The sequence below is a fragment of the Enterobacter cloacae complex sp. 2024EL-00214 genome (assembly GCF_043945575.1).
GTDB lineage: Bacteria > Pseudomonadota > Gammaproteobacteria > Enterobacterales > Enterobacteriaceae > Enterobacter > Enterobacter cloacae_P.
Map to the genome: position 1 here is coordinate 141,630 of NZ_JBIMRC010000011.1, position 17,499 is coordinate 159,128.

Consider the following 17,499-nt stretch of genomic DNA (forward strand, 5'->3'; position numbering starts at 1 on the left):
AATTTTGAGGGTTACATCATGGAACTTTATCTCGACACATCCGATGTTGCGGCAGTGAGAAAGCTGGCACGTATCTTTCCACTGGCGGGCGTGACCACCAACCCAAGCATCGTGGCAGCGGGTAAAACACCGCTCGACGTGCTGCTGCCAGAGTTACATGACGCGCTGGGTGGTAAAGGCCGTCTGTTCGCGCAGGTGATGGCGACCACCGCCGAAGGGATGGTGGATGATGCGCATAAACTGCGTGCAATTATTCATGACCTGGTCGTGAAAGTACCGGTGACAGCGGAAGGGCTGGGGGCAATTAAGATGCTGAAAGCCGAAGGGATCCCGACGCTGGGTACGGCGGTGTATGGTGCTGCGCAGGGGATGTTGTCCGCGCTGGCGGGAGCAGAGTACGTAGCGCCTTACGTTAACCGCGTAGATGCGCAGGGTGGGGACGGGATCCAGACGGTTATCGAGTTGCAACAACTGCTGACGCTGCATGCCCCGCAGTCAAAAGTGCTGGCCGCGAGCTTCAAAACCCCACGTCAGGCGCTGGATTGCCTGCTGGCGGGTTGTGAGTCCATCACGCTGCCGCTGGACGTGGCGCAGCAGTTTATTACGTCACCAGCAGTGGATGCGGCGATTGTGAAGTTTGAGCAGGACTGGCAGGGGGCGTTTGGGCGGACGTCTATCTGACGGATGCTGCCTGATGCCCTCACTCCCGACCCTCAGCCCAGGGAGAGGGAGCAAACACTAAAACGGCAACCTGAAGGTTGCCGTTTGCTTTAACCTCCGCAAACCTCACACCCCGGGTTACGCATCAACTTCATCTCGCGGAACTGGCAGGTCATCGCGTCATAGATCACGATTTTCCCTGCTGCTGGCGTGCCGTAGTGCGCCAGCACTTTGATTGCTTCCATCGCCTGCAGTGAGCCAATCACGCCGACGAGCGGAGCCATCACACCCGCCTCCACGCAGGTCAGCGCGTTTTCGCCAAACAGGCGGCTCAGGCAGCGGTAGCAGGGTTCACCTTCGGCGTACGTGAAGACACTGATTTGCCCCTCCATGCGGATCGCCGCACCGGAGACCAGCGGTACTTTATGGGCGAAACAGCCCGCGTTGAGCTGGTTACGAATGGTGACGTTATCGGTGCAGTCCAGCACGAGGTCATGCTGCGCAATCTGTGCGAACAGCGGTTCCTCGTCGAGCATGGCATCAATCAGGGTAAACTGAACGTTGGGGTTGATACGCGCCAGTGCCGCCCGGGCAGAGTTGACTTTCGGCTGGCCCACCGTCGCGTCGCTGTGCAACGTCTGGCGCTGCAGGTTTGATACCGATACGGTATCGAAATCCAGCAGCGTCATGCTACCCACGCCCGCAGCCGCCAGATACTGCGCAGCTGCGCAGCCCAGACCGCCCAGACCGACGACCAGCACCCGCGCCGCCCTGAGCGCTTCCTGACCCTCGAAATCAAAACCGCGCAGCACAATCTGACGGTTATAACGCATCATCTCCTGGTCGTTCAGCTCTGCCGCCATCGTCAGCCTCCGAACAGATGATTAAAGCTTTCCACTTCAACCCATTCGCCGGCTTCCACGCTGCCGCGCTCGCGCTCCAGCACGATAAAGCAGTTTCCCTGACTGAAGGAGCTGAAAATGTGCGAGCCCTGATGGCCGGTAGTACTCACTTCCAGCTCGCCGTCGGCGTTGCGTGTCAAAATCCCACGCTGGAAATCAAGACGACCCGGTGATTTTTTAAGCCGTGTTGCCGCACGCACGCGCTGACGCACCGGAAGTGGAGCCACATTGCTGCCAGACAGCTTCGCCAGCAGCGGCTGCACCAGCTGGTAGAAGGTCAATGCCGCAGAGACCGGGTTACCCGGCAGGCCACAGAACCAGCTGTGCTCCAGCTTACCAAACGCGAACGGTTTGCCCGGTTTGATGGCCAGCTTCCAGAAGGCTATCTCCCCCAACTCTTCGAGCATGGTTTTGGTGTAATCCGCTTCCCCCACGGAGACGCCGCCGGAGCTTATCACCACGTCAGCGGATTTATCCGCTTCAATAAACGCGGCGCGCAGTTTTTCCGGGTCGTCGGGAATAATGCCAAGGTTGATGACTTCACAACCCAACTGCTCCAGCATCAGATGTACCGCCAGGCGGTTGGTGTCGTAAATCTGCCCCTCTTTTAGCGGCTGGCCGGGCAGCTGAAGCTCATCACCGGTGGAGAAGACGGCGACACGCACCTTACGAATGACGTCGATTTCGGCGATGCCAAGCGAGGCCAGCACCGGCAGCTCGGCCACTGTCAGCTTCTGTCCGGCGGCAAAAACCGTTGCGCCGAGGGTAATGTCTTCCCCGACACGGCGGATGTTCTGGCCCGCTTTGACGCTGGCGGTAAAATGTACGCCGCCGTCGGTTTGTTCCGTCTCTTCCTGCATCACCACGGCATCGCATCCCGCCGGAACCGGGGCACCGGTCATGATGCGCACGCAGGTGCCAGCCGGCCATTCACCCTTAAACGGTTGACCCGCAAACGCTTTACCTGCTACCGGCAGCGCCTGGCCCGTCTGGATATCCGCCAGGCGCACTGCGTAGCCGTCCATCGCGGCGTTATCGAACCCAGGCACGTTAAGCGGGGAGACGATATCGCGTGCGGCAATACGACCAAAACAGCGCACTAACGGCAGCGTCTCGTGATCATGCAGCGGGGAGATTCGGTTGAGCATTTGCGTGAGTGCCGTTTCAAGCGGCATCAGTCCGGCGGTAAAATCCATAGGTGGCTCCTGCACAGTAACAACGAAAGCGTCCATTATGGCAGAAAAGTGCCACTAACAGTATGACCCGCCTGGAGTACCCTTTACATCGCTGTTGCGTCTTTCTATATTCAAAAATTATCTGAAGAATCATCAACGATAATGATATTTATAGCAAAAGCGGCAAGTCGGCTAACGGTGATGTGAAATGGTTAATGCGGTTATCGCAATTCATGGTGGTGCAGGGGCAATTACCCGCGCAAAGCTCAGCCCTGAGCAGGAAAAATGCTATATCGACGCGCTTTACGCCATTGTAGAAACAGGCCAGCGGATGCTGGAGGCAGGCGAGAGCGCGCTGGATGTGGTCACCGAGGCGGTGCGTCTGCTGGAAGAGTGTCCGCTGTTTAATGCGGGGATCGGCTCCGTGTTTACGCGCGATGAAACCCATGAGCTGGACGCCTGTGTGATGGACGGTATCACTCTGAAAGCGGGGGCAGTGGCTGGCGTGAGCCACCTGCGTAACCCCGTTCTGGCGGCACGTCTGGTGATGGAAGAGAGTCCCCATGTCCTGTTGACGGGAGCCGGAGCGGAGCAGTTTGCCTTTGAACACGGGATGGAGGCGGTCTCGCCCGATCTCTTTTCGACCCCGGAGCGTTATCAACAACTGCTGGAGGCTCGTTCAGCGGGCGTGACACAGCTTGACCACACTGCACCGCTGGATGAGACCACCAAAATGGGCACGGTAGGGGCGGTTGCGCTCGATAAAGCCGGTAACCTTGCGGCCGCCACCTCGACTGGCGGCATGACCAACAAACTGCCGGGACGGGTAGGCGATAGCCCACTGCCGGGGGCAGGATGCTACGCCAATAACGCCACAGCGGCGGTGTCGTGTACCGGGACGGGCGAAGTCTTTATTCGCACCCTTGCGGCATATGACATTACCGCACTGATGGATTACGGCGGATTAAGCCTGAGTGAGGCCTGCGAACGTGTGGTGATGGAGAAGTTGCCTGCGCTGGGCGGCGTCGGTGGGTTAATTGCCGTGGATCATGAAGGAAACGTGGCGTTGTCGTTTAACAGTGAAGGCATGTACCGCGCCTGGGGCTATGCGGGTGATGAGCCCAGTACGGGGATCTATCGTGAATAAGGGGGCAAAGCGTGCCGCACAGTGAAGCGCTGGACAACCGCGAAGTGTTGGCCGTTCATCATCTGAATATCGCGTTTCAGGAAGAACGGCAGTTTATCCCCGCCGTACAGAATTTATCGTTTTCGCTTAATCGTGGCGAGACGCTGGCGATTGTCGGTGAATCTGGCTCGGGCAAATCGGTCACCGCGCTGGCGCTGATGCGCCTGCTTGAACAAACCGGCGGGCAGGTGACCAGTGACAAAATGCTGTTGCGCCGCCGTAACCGACAGGTAATCGATTTAAACGAACTGAGCGCCTCGCAGATGCAGGGTGTGCGCGGGGCGGATATCGCGATGATTTTCCAGGAGCCCATGACCTCGCTGAACCCGGTTTTTCCGGTCGGTGAACAGATTGCCGAGTCCATCCGTTTGCATCAGGGACTGAGCGGCGACGAGGCGCTCCTTGAAGCGAAACGGATGCTGGAACGGGTGCGTATTCCGGAGGCGCAGGCCATTTTATCGCGCTACCCGCACCAGCTTTCCGGCGGGATGCGCCAGCGGGTGATGATTGCGATGGCCCTGTCGTGCCGCCCGGCGGTGCTGATTGCGGACGAACCCACAACGGCTCTGGATGTCACCATTCAGGCGCAGATCCTGCAGCTTATTAAAGTGCTGCAACAGGAAATGGAGATGGGGGTGATTTTCATCACCCATGATATGGGCGTGGTGGCGGATATTGCCGATCGCGTACTGGTGATGCACCAGGGTAATGCCGTGGAAACGGGCAGCGTAGAGCAGATTTTTCATACGCCTGTTCACCCCTATACCCAGGCGCTGCTGGCGGCGGTGCCACGTCTTGGGGCAATGAACGGCAGCGATTTGCCGCGACGCTTTCCGCTGATATCGCCGGGTGAACCCGGTACTCAGGAAACTGAACAGGACACCGTGGTGCCGGGTAAACCGATTCTGGAAGTCCGGGGGCTGGTGACGCGTTTTCCCTTGCGCAGCGGGTTGTTTAATCGCGTGAAGCGCGAAGTCCACGCCGTCGAAAATGTCAGTTTTGATCTCTGGCCCGGTGAAACGCTGGCGCTGGTGGGGGAGTCCGGCTGTGGCAAATCCACCACTGGCCGGGCGCTGCTGCGGCTGGTGGAGTCTCAGGAAGGGAGCATCACCTTTAACGGTGAACGTATCGATACCCTGCCTTCCGGTAAGCTGCAGGCGGTAAGGCGGGATATTCAGTTTATTTTTCAGGATCCGTATGCCTCCCTCGACCCGCGCCATACGGTGGGGTACTCGATCATGGAGCCGCTGCGGGTGCATAACCTGCTCGACGGTGACGCCGCGCAGCGTCGTGTCGCCTGGCTGCTGGAGCGCGTGGGACTGAAACCGGAACATGCCTGGCGTTATCCGCACGAATTTTCCGGTGGCCAGCGGCAGCGCATCTGCATTGCCCGCGCGCTGGCGCTGAACCCGAAAGTGGTGATTGCGGACGAATCCGTCTCGGCGCTGGATGTCTCCATCCGCGCGCAAATTATTAATCTGTTGCTCGACTTGCAGCGGGATATGGGGATTGCGTTCCTGTTTATCTCGCACGATATGGCGGTGGTTGAGCGTATCAGCCATCGTGTGGCGGTGATGTACATGGGGCAGATTGTTGAGATTGGCCCACGGCGGGCGGTATTTGAAAACCCGCAACATCCGTACACCCGTAAGCTGATGGCTGCTGTACCGGTTGCCGATCCTGAGCATCGTCATGCCCAGCGCGTGCTGCTGCAGGACGAAATGCCGGGCAATATTCGTAAACGGGGCGAGCGTATGGAGCGAGTGACGCTGCGTGAAGTCGGCCCGGGTCATTTTGTCGCCCCTCCGCGTCAGGACAATGCATTCTCGCGGTTATAACTTACAACAGGCAGGAGAACACAATGGTTAAATTTGTTGCCCGGACATGGCTGTTAGCCGCGAGCGTGACGGCAGCCCTGGCCGCCGCACCCGCGTTCGCTGCCAAAGATGTCGTGGTGGCGGTTGGATCGAATTTCACGACCCTCGATCCTTATGACGCTAACGACACGCTCTCGCAGGCGGTCGCCAAATCTTTCTATCAGGGGCTATTTGGCCTGGATAAAGAGATGAAGCTGATGAACGTGCTGGCGAAGAGCTATACCGTCTCTGACGACGGGCTGGTGTATACCATTAAGCTCAGAACCGGCGTGAAGTTCCAGGACGGCACGGATTTTAACGCTGAGGCGGTGAAGGTGAACCTCGACCGTGCCAGCAACCCGGAAAATAGCCTTAAGCGCTACAACCTCTATAAAACCATTGCCAGCACCCAGGTGGTTGACCCGGCGACGGTGAAGATCACCCTGAAAGAGCCGTTCTCGGCCTTTATCAATATTCTCGCGCACCCGGCAACGGCAATGATCTCGCCTGCGGCGCTGAAAAAATACGGTAAAGAGATTGGCTTCCATCCGGTCGGCACCGGCCCGTATGAGCTGGTTACCTGGAATCAGACCGATTTTGTGAAGGTGAAGAAATATACCGGTTACTGGCAACAAGGGTTGCCGAAGCTGGATACCATTACCTGGCGTCCGGTGGTGGACAACAACACCCGCGCGGCGATGCTGCAAACCGGAGAAGCGCAGTTTGCCTTCCCGATCCCGTATGAGCAGGCGGCGATCCTGGCGAAAAACAGCAAGCTGGAGCTGGTGGCCAGCCCGTCCATCATGCAGCGCTATATCAGCATGAACATCACGCAGAAACCGTTTGATAACCCGAAGGTGCGTGAAGCCATCAACTATGCAATTAACCGTCAGGCGCTGGTGAAGGTGGCCTTTGCGGGCTTCGCGACCCCGGCAACTGGCGTCCTGCCGCCGACCATCGCCTATTCGCAAAATTATCAACCGTGGCCATACGATCCGGCTAAAGCGCGCGAGTTGCTAAAAGAAGCGGGCTTCCCGAACGGCTTTAGCACCACGCTGTGGTCGTCGCACAATCACAGTACCGCGCAGAAGGTACTGCAGTTCACCCAGCAGCAGCTGGCGCAGGTGGGTATTAAGGCGCAGGTTACCGCGATGGACGCCGGACAACGTGCGGCAGAAGTGGAAGGAAAAGGGCAGAAAGAGAGCGGCGTACGGATGTTCTACACCGGCTGGTCGGCCTCCACCGGCGAAGCGGACTGGGCGCTCTCGCCGCTGTTCGCCTCGCAGAACTGGCCGCCAACCCTGTTCAACACCGCGTTCTACAGTAACCCGCAGGTGGACAAAAACCTGGCCAACGCGCTGAAAACCACCAAACCGGAAGAGAAAGCGCGCCTCTATAAAGAGGCTCAGGATATCATCTGGAAAGAGTCACCGTGGGTCCCGCTGGTGGTGGAAAAACTGGTATCAGCCCATAACAAGGCGCTGACTGGCTTCTACATCATGCCGGATACGGGTTTTAGCTTCGATGATGCAGATTTGAAATAAGAAAACTCATGCCTGCAGGCGGTGATCTGTGGGATGAGAGGGAGAGGCATGCTGAATTATGTTTGTAAACGCCTGCTGGGGCTTATCCCGACGCTGCTGATTGTGGCGGTGCTGGTGTTTTTGTTTGTTCATATGTTACCAGGCGATCCGGCCCGGTTGGTGGCAGGGCCGGAGGCAGATGCTACGGTCATTGAACGGGTGCGTACACAACTGGGCCTTGATCAGCCTTTGTACCGGCAGTTCCTGCACTACATTGGCAATGTGCTGCAGGGTGATTTTGGCACCTCAATGGTGTCGCGTCGTCCGGTATCGGAAGAGATTGCCAGCCGCTTTATGCCGACGTTCTGGCTGACCATCGCCAGTATGACCTGGGCGGTGCTGTTTGGTCTGAGTGCCGGGATTGTCGCGGCCGTGTGGCGTAACCGCTGGCCGGACAAACTCGGTATGGCACTGGCGGTAACGGGCATCTCCTTCCCGGCGTTTGCGCTCGGGATGCTGCTGATGCAGATTTTCTCCGTGGAGCTGGGCTGGCTGCCAACCGTCGGGGCTGATACCTGGAAGCACTATATCCTGCCTTCTCTGACTCTGGGCGCTGCCGTTGCGGCGGTAATGGCGCGCTTTACCCGCGCTTCGTTCGTTGATGTGCTGAGTGAAGACTACATCCGCACCGCGCGGGCAAAAGGGGTGAGTGAAAAATGGGTCATTCTCAAGCACGGTTTTCGTAATGCGATGATCCCGGTGGTGACGATGATGGGGCTGCAGTTCGGCTTCCTGCTGGGCGGCTCTATCGTAGTGGAGAAGGTCTTCAACTGGCCAGGGCTGGGGCGTCTGCTGGTCGATTCAGTCGACATGCGTGATTACCCGGTCATTCAGGCGGAAGTCCTGCTTTTCTCACTGGAGTTTATTCTTATCAACTTAGTGGTGGACGTGCTCTACGCCGCCATTAACCCGGCCATCAGGTACAAGTAAGATGCGATTGTTAAACTGGCGTCGTCAGGCCGTTTTAAACGCTATGCCGGGGCTTAAACCGGATCATATCCGCACCCCGTGGTTTGAGTTCTGGCGGCGTTTTCGTCGCCAGCCGGTCGCCATGACGGCAGGGTTGTTTGTGCTGTTGCTGATTGTGGTGGCGATCATTGCCCCGTGGGTGGCTCCGTTTGATGCCGAAAACTACTTTGATTACGATCGGTTGAATGACGGGCCATCAATGCTGCACTGGTTCGGCGTGGACTCACTCGGGCGCGATATCTTCAGCCGCGTGCTGGTGGGGGCGCAGATCTCTCTTGCCGCCGGGGTCTTTGCGGTACTGATTGGCGCGGCGACAGGCACCGTACTTGGCCTGATTGCCGGGTATTACGAAGGCTGGTGGGACAGGATCATCATGCGTATATGCGACGTCTTGTTTGCGTTCCCCGGCATTCTGCTGGCGATCGCTGTCGTCGCGATTATGGGCAGCGGTATGGCGAACGTGATTGTTGCCGTGGCGGTCTTCTCGATCCCGGCATTTGCCCGTCTGGTGCGCGGCAACACGCTGGTACTTAAACAGCAAACCTTTATCGAGTCGGCGCGCAGTATGGGGGCCAGTGATGCCACCATCCTGTTCAGCCATATTCTACCGGGGACGGTGTCGTCCATCGTGGTCTATTTCACAATGCGTATTGGCGTGTCGATTATCTCGGCGGCCAGCCTGTCGTTTCTGGGGTTAGGGGCACAACCACCGACGCCGGAATGGGGGGCGATGCTGAATGAGGCGAGGGCGGATATGGTGATCGCACCGCATGTGGCGATATTCCCGAGCCTGGCGATTTTCCTGACCGTGCTGGCATTTAACCTGCTGGGGGATGGGCTGCGCGACGCGCTGGATACGAGGATTAAGGGGTGATGGGGTCTGGAGATACCCTCTCCGGTTTAAAATACAACGAACAGGAACGAAAATATGATCAGGAAGACACCTCTTGCACTCACGTTGTGTGCCTTGCTAACGAGCACGCCTCAGGCGTTGGCCTCTTTCGATATGAGCGATTGCCAGTGGAGTGATGCTCGCTGTCTGCTTAAAGGCGACCCGACGCTGACGCCCGGCAACGATTCGCGTGATAACCTGCTGCGGCTGCTTAGCGAAGAAAAATCGTACGCTTTACCCGTACAGGCCATGCCTTCTGACATTACCCGTTCGCGGGACTTCTATTTTGCTTATCATCCGCAGTGGGATGCAGTAGCGCTGCCGCCCGCCACGACCCCGGCGAAAAATGAAGACGAGACGCTCACCCGTCAGATGGCCGGGCTGAAGATCGATCCTGCTCAATTTACGTCTTCAGGTACCACTGACTCCCTGGGAACATCTGATTACGATAGAGAAGATCGGTTTGTCAGTTACACGCTCGATGCCGTTAGCCAGTTTAATGCCGCTCTGCTCGCTGATACGACGCTGACGCCTGAACAGCGTCACTCGCTGGCGTTAGCGCGTATGAAGCAATTTTATGGAACCGATATAAAAGCGCTGACGGAAACCCTGAACGCATTTCCGGCTGACTCAAACGCCATGTTGTTTAGTCGCTACATTACGGGCGTCGCGCATTTCTATGGCGGTGATTATGACGCCGCAACGCAGGATTTCACCCTGTTGCAGGGGAGCAAGCAGCCCTGGCTGGCAGAAACTGCGCAATATATGCTGATGCGTACAGCACTGAACAAAAGCAGCCAGAACAGCGTCGGGCAGTATGGCGATTTTGACGTTACGCGGGTAAACCGCGAAGACGCGTTACTCGCGCAAAAAGAGGCGCAAGCTTATCTGCAGCATTGGCCGGAGGGGCGGTATGCCGACTCTGCGCGCGGTATGTTGCGTCGCATCAACTGGTATCTGCAGGCATGGCCGCAGCTGGCGGGGCTGTATGAGCAGGCCTTCCGGCACGCCGCCAATGCCCAGGAAATGCGTGAGCAGGTGACCGAATATGATAATGTTTTCGGCCGGCAATTCTTAGAGCAACCTGTGAGCGAGCCATTCCCCGATGCGCCGCTGGTCAGCTATGTTGAGCTCCTGCGTTCCCTGCGCCTGAACAGCAGCAATAAGCCCGCGTTAACCCAGGAACAGCTGGACGCCAGCAAACCCGTCTTCGAAAAGAGTGGGAAACTGCCACTGTGGCAGGATCTTCAGTTAAATCTCTGGCAAGCAACAGGCAACGGTGACGCCATTCTTCAGGCGGTGAAACCCGCGAAAACACTTCCTCCACACGATATTCTCGCTTTCAGCGAACAGGTGTTATACGGCGATGCGTTGATGGGGAAAAAGCAGTGGTCAGCGGCAAAGACCTTCTGGCAGCAACTCCTGAAACTCAGTCAGGATAATGAGCAACAGCAGTATGTACAGGCAAAACTCGCGGCAACGCTGGTATATAACGGAGATGTGGCAGAAATCTTCGCTCCGGACAGCGCGATCACCAATCTGCGTTTTCGCTCCAGAGTGCTGAAAACGCAGGCTTCTCCTGAACTGTTACGTCAGCAGGCTTCCGCGGGGCCGAATGCTGAAGAGCGCACGATTGCCCTGCATACGTTGCTGGTCCGGGATTTAACCGAGAACCGTTTTGGTGACTGGTTAAACGACAAAAAGCTCATCAGCGGCATCACTCCACCGGTCATTGGTGAAGCCTTTGACGATGTCAATTTGAGCACCTTTGCCTGGAATGGCGATGATAAACAAGCCGGTTATGTCTGCCGTAACCTGGAGGACACGGTCACGGTGCTGAGTAACAATGCCGAAGATGCTCACGCTCTGAATTGTCTGGGCGAGTTTTTCCGTAACACACAAACACGGGTCGATTTATGGAAAGACGGTGCAGGTAATGATGTGCTGGAGGCCGCCATCAACCGCAAACAGCCGTGGGGGCAGTATGATCGCCAGAGCTACTACCAGCAGGTCATGAGTTCGTCAAAAGCAGAGCCGGAAGACAAAAGCTATGCGCTATACAGGGCAATCCTGTGTTATGCCCCATCTGGCGCGAATGAATGCGGTGGTGAAGAGGTGGATAAACGACAGCGTAAAAGCTGGTTCACGCAGTTGAAAACAGAGTATCCGGGAAGCCCGTGGGCGCAAAAACTCAAGTATTACTGGTAATTGCGCTGCTGACCGGTCAGGTGCGGGCGACGGAGATCGTGGAACCTCGTCAGCACCAGGCTTTCTGGCTATGGTCTGGCGTGAAGGCCAGCGATGCACTGCAAAACGCGCAAGTCGTCTATCTGCACCAGGGGGAAGTGCTGGTTCGTTCAGGCGAGGTGGTGTTTCAGCGGCTTGGCCTGCCGGTTAGTCGCCTGACATTTCCGTCTGTCTGGATTACTGTGCGTTTCACGACCCTCGACGTGCCGGAAGATATACCGGCGCGGATCGCGCGGCTGCTCCGGCGGTGGCAAGCGGCAGGAAACAAGGTCGTCGGCCTGCAGGTTGATTTTGATGCAGCAACGCATCAGCTTGCCGATTACGCATATTTTTTACGACAGTTACGCCAGCAGTTGCCACCAGAGTTTGCGCTGGGCGTGACGGGCCTGCTTGACTGGGCCAAAACGGGGGATGTCGCGACGCTGAACGCCCTTCCGGTTGATGAGCTGGTCGTGCAGAGTTATCAGGGGCGACGTACCGTGGCGAATTATCAGGACTATTTGCCTGCTCTTACGCGCCTGAACATTCCGTTTAAGCTCGGGCTGGTGCAGGCCGGGAATTGGGATCGAAAGGCAGAAGCGCAACTGGAACAATCGCGCTGGTATCGTGGAACGGTGGTGTTTATGCTGAACTCAGCCTATCAATAGGCTCGTTCGTCCCCTCTCCCCAAAAGGGAGAGGGTCAGGGTGAGGGGGGAATTAAACCCGGCTACCCCACAAATCATACTCGTCGGCGTTTTCAACTTTCACACGAATGATATCACCCGGCTTCACGTTGGTTTCCCCGTTCAGGTACACCGCGCCGTCGATTTCAGGGGCATCCGCCATGCTGCGGCCAATCGCGCCTTCTTCGTCGACTTCATCGATAATCACCAGAATTTCGCGACCCACTTTTTCCTGCAGACGTTCAGCAGAAATCTGCTGTTGCAGCTGCATAAAGCGGTTCCAGCGTTCTTCCTTCACCTCTTCAGGTACCTGATCAGCCAGTTCGTTGGCGGTTGCGCCTTCTACCGGGCTGTATTTGAAGCAGCCTACGCGATCCAGACGCGCTTCTTTCAGGAAGTCCAGCAGCATCTGGAAATCTTCTTCGGTTTCACCCGGGAAGCCGACGATAAAGGTGGAACGCAGGGTCAGATCCGGGCAGATTTCACGCCACTGTTTGATGCGCGCCAGCTGGCGGTCAACGGAACCTGGGCGTTTCATCAGCTTCAGAATACGCGGGCTGGCATGCTGCAGCGGAATATCCAGGTACGGCAGGATCTTACCTTCTGCCATCAGCGGGATGACGTCGTCAACATGTGGGTAAGGGTAGACGTAGTGCAGACGCGTCCAGATACCCAGCTTAGAGAGCTGTTCGCACAGGCCGACCATGCTGGTTTTTACCGGCTCACCGTTGTGGAAGCCGGAACGGTGCTTCACGTCCACGCCGTAGGCAGAGGTATCCTGGGAAATGACCAGCAGTTCCTTCACGCCCGCGTCGGCCAGACGCTTAGCTTCTGCCAGCACTTCGCCAATCGGACGACTCACCAGATCGCCACGCATAGACGGGATAATGCAGAAGGTGCAGCGATGGTTGCAGCCTTCGGAAATTTTCAGGTATGCATAGTGGCGCGGCGTCAGTTTCACGCCCTGTTCCGGTACCAGGCTCAGGAACGGGTTGTGCTTTGGTTTTGGCACGTAGTGGTGAACATGTTCCAGCACCTGCTCGTAGCTGTGTGGGCCAGTGATTTCCAGCACCTTCGGGTGTACTTCGCGGATTTGATCCACTTTTGCGCCCAGGCAGCCAGTCACGATGACTTTGCCGTTTTCAGTCAGGGCTTCACCGATGGCTTCCAGAGACTCCTGAACCGCACTGTCGATAAACCCGCAGGTATTGACGATCACCATGTCGGCGTTGTCGTAGCTTGGCACCACGTCATAGCCTTCGGTGCGAAGTTCGGTCAGGATACGTTCAGAATCCACCAGGTTTTTCGGGCAGCCCAGGGAGACGAAGCCGATTTTCGGCTGGTGCGTAACATTGCTCATAGGTTAAAAATTCATCAATTATGGAGTTATCAGGGCGGGATTTTACAGCGTTCTGCAGGGGATTTATACAGGTCTGTGTGCTGATGTGGCCTGGTCCGGGTTAACCGCTTTGCTAACCAACACTGTTTAGAATTACTTATCCCGGCTTTAAGCGTTGCTAATTGGCTAAAAAAGAAGCAGGCGGTATCTTTCATCCCATCAACAACACTGATGAGGTTATTAATGAAAGATATTCATGTGCAATCCAAAGTTGCTATGGCCAAAACCCTTCACGCTCACGGCGTAAACCTGCCTTACATTGCGGTTGCGACCGGACTGACCCCGCGCAAAATTAGATCTGAATTAAAACTTGCCATTAAAAATAAAATTAATAAACGCAAAATGTAATCCCTGCATTATTCCAGATTCCACTTTTATCTGTTTACCCCCAAATTTATTCAGTTACCTGAAGAGGGTTTCCTATGCAAAATTCCGTTGTTCGCACAGCTTATCGCACCGACATTGAAACGCTGAAAAAAACGATTGTCGAAAAATTACTTTATATCGTTGGTAAAGATCCGGTCATTGCCACCAACCGTGAATGGCTAAATGCCACGCTGTACGCCGTGCGCGACCAGCTGGTCGAGCGCTGGCACCGCTCTAACCGCGCGCAATTTTCTCAGGACGAGCGGCAGGTCTATTACCTTTCAATGGAGTTTTTAATTGGTCGGACATTATCCAATTCTCTGTTATCTCTGGGGATTTATGATGATGTCAAAGGCGCACTGGAGTCCATTGGGCTGGACCTGGAAGAACTTATCGATGAAGAAAACGACCCGGGGTTAGGCAATGGCGGTTTGGGCCGTCTGGCGGCCTGTTTCCTGGATTCGCTGGCTACGCTTGGCTTGCCGGGTTGCGGGTACGGTATTCGCTATAATTACGGCATGTTCAAACAAAGTATTATTGATGGTCGCCAAAAAGAGACGCCGGATTATTGGCTGGAATATGGTAACCCGTGGGAATTTAAACGCCATAATACCCATTATAAAATCCGCTTTGGCGGACGGCTTCAGCACGAAGGTGGTAGAACCCGCTGGGTTGATACTGAAGAGATCCTGGCCGTGGCACACGACCAGATTATTCCCGGTTATAAAACGGATACCACCAATACGCTGCGTCTGTGGAATGTCCAGGTGAATAGTGAGATTAATTCCGCTCGCCTTGCGCAGGAGGATGTTTCCCTGCCGGAGGAAAATAGCTATCACTACGACAAAATCTCGCGGGTACTCTATCCGGATGACTCGACGGAAGCCGGGCGCGAATTGCGTCTGCGTCAGGCCTACTTCCTGGCCTCGGCGACGATTCAGGACATCCTGAATCGCCATTATATGCTGCATAAAACATGGGATAACCTGGCCGGGAAAGTGGCCATTCATCTCAACGATACGCATCCGGTACTCTCCATTCCGGAGCTGATGCGCGTGTTGATCGATGAGCATAAATTCAGCTGGGAAAAGGCCTGGGATATCACGAGCCAGATTTTCTCTTACACCAACCATACGCTGATGAGCGAAGCACTGGAAACCTGGCCGGTAGAGATGCTGAGCCGTATTCTGCCGCGTCATTTGCAGATTATTTTCGAGATTAATGACCGTTTCCTGAAGAAAGTGTGTGATGTGCATGGTGGGGATAGCGAGCTGCTGCGCCGCGTATCGCTAATCGACGAATCGCATGGCCGCGTGGTGCGCATGGCATGGCTGGCGGTCGTAGCCAGTTATAAGGTAAATGGCGTCTCTGAACTGCATTCTGATTTGATGGCGCAGTCGTTGTTTGCTGATTTTGCGCGCATCTTCCCGACGCGTTTTACCAACGTGACCAACGGGGTGACTGCCCGTCGCTGGCTGGCGCTTGCCAACCCGTCGCTCTCCGACGTGCTGGATACCAACATTGGCCCGGCCTGGCGAACCGACTTAAACCAGCTCAGCGATCTGAAATCCTGTATTGATTATCCAACGGTAAACGCGGCTATTTGTCGGGCGAAACGGGAAAATAAAAAGCGTCTTGCCGACTACATTGCCACGCACTTTAACATCGTGGTTAACCCCGGGGCGCTGTTCGATGTGCAGGTGAAACGTATTCATGAATACAAGCGTCAGCTGTTGAACGTGCTGCATATCATCACCCGTTATAACCGCATCAAGGCCGAGCCGGAGGTGAACTGGGTCCCGCGCGTCAATATCTTCGCCGGTAAGGCCGCCTCGTCGTACTTTATGGCGAAGCAAATTATTCGTCTGATTAACGACGTGGCGCAGGTGGTGAATAACGATCCGCAGATAGGTAACCGGCTCAAGGTGGTCTTTATCCCGGATTACAGCGTCAGCCTGGCACAGATGATTATTCCGGCAGCCGATCTCTCTGAACAGATTTCGCTGGCGGGGACCGAAGCCTCTGGTACCAGCAACATGAAATTTGCACTTAACGGCGCGCTGACCATCGGTACGCTGGATGGGGCGAATATTGAGATGCGTGAGTATGTTGGCGAGAACAATTTCTTCATCTTCGGCAATACGGCAGAAGAAGTGGAAATGCTGCGCCGTGGCGGCTATAACCCGCACGATATCTTTGAGCAGGATGAAGCGCTGCACCAGGTGCTGACGCAGATTGGCACCGGGAAATTTAGCCCGCAGGAGCCAGGGCGTTACCGTAACCTGCTGGATTCATTAATCAATTTTGGCGACTATTATCAGGTGCTTGCGGATTATCGCAGCTACGTTGAGTGTCAGGATCAGGTGGATGAGCTGTACCGTCAGCCACGGGAGTGGACAGCCCGGGCAATGCACAATATTGCCAATATGGGGTATTTCTCGTCTGACCGCGCTATTCAGGAATATGCCGACACTATCTGGCATATCGGCAAAACGCGGCTCTAGGTCGTCTGGAGCAGCAGATCATCCAGCACAGAAGAGAGCAATGTATTGCTCTCTTTTCTGTATGAGGAGTAAATGCTGAATTGCGGTAGTGGGAACGGTGTGTCAATTCGCCTGAGCTTGTACATCTCCGAGTAGGTGGCGAAGGCGCGCTCCGGGATAATTCCCAGGCACTGCGTTCTGGCGATGATAATCAGAATGGAGGCAAAAGAGGTGGTGAGCAGACAGCGGTCGCTGGAGCGGAATTTTTTGTCAACAATACTGCGGTAATAAATGATTTTTTCATTTTTGGTGTTATAGCCCACCAGACTGGCATTTCTGAACGACTCTTCATCAATCACGTTTCCGTAGAGCGAGTTATCCTGTGCGGCCACCAGCACCAGGTTCACCTTGCACACTTTCTGGCAGTTGATGTTGCTGTTTTCCACCGAAAGGGTGGAGAACACCACATCGGCCTGGCGCATGTTGAGCAGCTCGGTAATTTTTTGTTCGTTCAGGTCGGCAGTGCGATGCAGCAGGCTAATGTCAGAATTCGTTTCGAGGAGCTTTTCCGTTAATTCAGGTACCACCAGCGGGGAAACAAAGGATTCGGTATACAGAGTGACTCTTTTTTTGGGCGAGGGCGTTGAGCCAGGTAACAGTGTGGAGAGCTTGTCGATTATCGGAACCGTGTTGTCGTAAAGCTCATCGGAAAACACCGTCGGCAGCAGCATGTTTCCGCTACGAACAAAAAGGTTGTCCCCCATCATTTCGCGCAGTTTTCGCAGCGACTGGCTGACGGCAGAGGGGGAAATGTCCAGCATGTCGGCGACTTTAGAAATGCTACCCACGCTATAGATTAAGCAAAAGAGGGTGAGCAGATTCAGGTCAATCTTTGAAAGCGAACATATTTTTTCGGACACCGGTATTGTCGACATAATCCCTCCAGCACTGGCGCTGTCGCAGGCCATTCAATCCTGTAGAAAAAATAGCACATGCCGGGAATTTGTGCCCCGCTGGGCTTAAAGTTGTAACATTGTAAATGATGTTAATCAGTTATGTTTTATTGATCTGAAGCATTAAACTGTACAAAAAATGAACTTATTCTGAAGATGCATAA

General features: G+C 55.5%; 14 protein-coding genes. 10 read left to right on the forward strand and 4 right to left on the reverse strand.

Annotated features, from left to right (window positions below; all coding sequences use genetic code 11):
• Window positions 1-18 precede the first annotated feature (18 nt).
• The gene (gene fsa / locus ACHHZ6_RS14065; protein WP_182274249.1) at window positions 19-681 is read left to right on the forward strand and encodes a fructose-6-phosphate aldolase; all 663 of its coding nucleotides are present in this window, start codon (window positions 19-21) and stop codon (window positions 679-681) included.
• An 89-nt stretch (window positions 682-770) separates the two neighbouring features.
• On the opposite strand, the gene moeB is transcribed toward fsa, so the two are convergent.
• Window positions 771-1,523, reverse strand: coding sequence for a molybdopterin-synthase adenylyltransferase MoeB (gene moeB, locus ACHHZ6_RS14070; protein ID WP_395122443.1), 753 nt, complete (start codon window positions 1,521-1,523; stop codon window positions 771-773).
• A gap of 2 nt (window positions 1,524-1,525) precedes the next feature.
• Window positions 1,526-2,758 (reverse strand): molybdopterin molybdotransferase MoeA, encoded by a 1,233-nt coding sequence (gene moeA / locus ACHHZ6_RS14075; protein ID WP_182274251.1) that lies wholly within the window; start codon window positions 2,756-2,758, stop codon window positions 1,526-1,528.
• A gap of 187 nt (window positions 2,759-2,945) precedes the next feature.
• On the opposite strand from moeA, the gene iaaA reads away from it, so the two are divergent.
• The 7 genes from iaaA to ACHHZ6_RS14110 are packed head-to-tail and all read left to right on the forward strand — an operon-like array spanning window position 2,946 to window position 12,117.
• Window positions 2,946-3,884, forward strand: coding sequence for a beta-aspartyl-peptidase (iaaA, locus tag ACHHZ6_RS14080; protein ID WP_395122444.1), 939 nt, complete (start codon window positions 2,946-2,948; stop codon window positions 3,882-3,884).
• Window positions 3,885-3,895: 11 nt separating this feature from the next.
• Window positions 3,896-5,761 (forward strand): glutathione ABC transporter ATP-binding protein GsiA, encoded by a 1,866-nt coding sequence (gene gsiA, locus ACHHZ6_RS14085; RefSeq protein WP_182919673.1) that lies wholly within the window; start codon window positions 3,896-3,898, stop codon window positions 5,759-5,761.
• Window positions 5,762-5,784: 23 nt separating this feature from the next.
• Entirely contained in the window at window positions 5,785-7,323 is a 1,539-nt protein-coding gene (gene gsiB / locus ACHHZ6_RS14090) for a glutathione ABC transporter substrate-binding protein GsiB (RefSeq protein WP_182274254.1), read from the forward strand.
• 48 nt (window positions 7,324-7,371) lie between these two features.
• Window positions 7,372-8,292 carry a glutathione ABC transporter permease GsiC gene (gsiC, locus tag ACHHZ6_RS14095; protein WP_182919674.1) on the forward strand — a complete coding sequence of 307 codons (921 nt, stop codon included), beginning with the start codon at window positions 7,372-7,374 and terminating at the stop codon, window positions 8,290-8,292.
• 1 nt (window position 8,293) lies between these two features.
• Window positions 8,294-9,205 carry a glutathione ABC transporter permease GsiD gene (gene gsiD / locus ACHHZ6_RS14100; RefSeq protein WP_182274256.1) on the forward strand — a complete coding sequence of 304 codons (912 nt, stop codon included), beginning with the start codon at window positions 8,294-8,296 and terminating at the stop codon, window positions 9,203-9,205.
• Window positions 9,206-9,259: 54 nt separating this feature from the next.
• Window positions 9,260-11,431, forward strand: a complete 2,172-nt coding sequence (locus ACHHZ6_RS14105; protein ID WP_395122445.1) for a hypothetical protein — start codon at window positions 9,260-9,262, stop codon at window positions 11,429-11,431.
• On the forward strand, window positions 11,401-12,117 hold the full coding sequence (locus ACHHZ6_RS14110; protein WP_395122446.1) for a DUF3142 domain-containing protein: 717 nt from the start codon (window positions 11,401-11,403) through the stop codon (window positions 12,115-12,117). The genes ACHHZ6_RS14105 and ACHHZ6_RS14110 overlap by 31 nt, the downstream gene beginning before the upstream one ends.
• A 51-nt stretch (window positions 12,118-12,168) precedes the next feature.
• On the opposite strand, the gene rimO is transcribed toward ACHHZ6_RS14110, so the two are convergent.
• Entirely contained in the window at window positions 12,169-13,494 is a 1,326-nt protein-coding gene (gene rimO, locus ACHHZ6_RS14115) for a 30S ribosomal protein S12 methylthiotransferase RimO (RefSeq protein ID WP_059355489.1), read from the reverse strand.
• 222 nt (window positions 13,495-13,716) lie between these two features.
• On the opposite strand from rimO, the gene ACHHZ6_RS14120 reads away from it, so the two are divergent.
• Both ACHHZ6_RS14120 and glgP read left to right on the forward strand, forming a co-directional pair.
• Window positions 13,717-13,881, forward strand: a complete 165-nt coding sequence (locus ACHHZ6_RS14120) for a glycine cleavage system protein T (protein ID WP_182274258.1) — start codon at window positions 13,717-13,719, stop codon at window positions 13,879-13,881.
• Between the two features lie 74 nt (window positions 13,882-13,955).
• On the forward strand, window positions 13,956-16,403 hold the full coding sequence (gene glgP, locus ACHHZ6_RS14125) for a glycogen/starch/alpha-glucan family phosphorylase (RefSeq protein ID WP_395122448.1): 2,448 nt from the start codon (window positions 13,956-13,958) through the stop codon (window positions 16,401-16,403).
• Here glgP and ACHHZ6_RS14130 read toward each other — a convergent pair.
• Entirely contained in the window at window positions 16,400-17,317 is a 918-nt protein-coding gene (locus tag ACHHZ6_RS14130; protein ID WP_395122450.1) for a LysR family transcriptional regulator, read from the reverse strand. The genes glgP and ACHHZ6_RS14130 overlap by 4 nt on opposite strands.
• Between the last annotated feature and the right edge of the window lie 182 nt (window positions 17,318-17,499).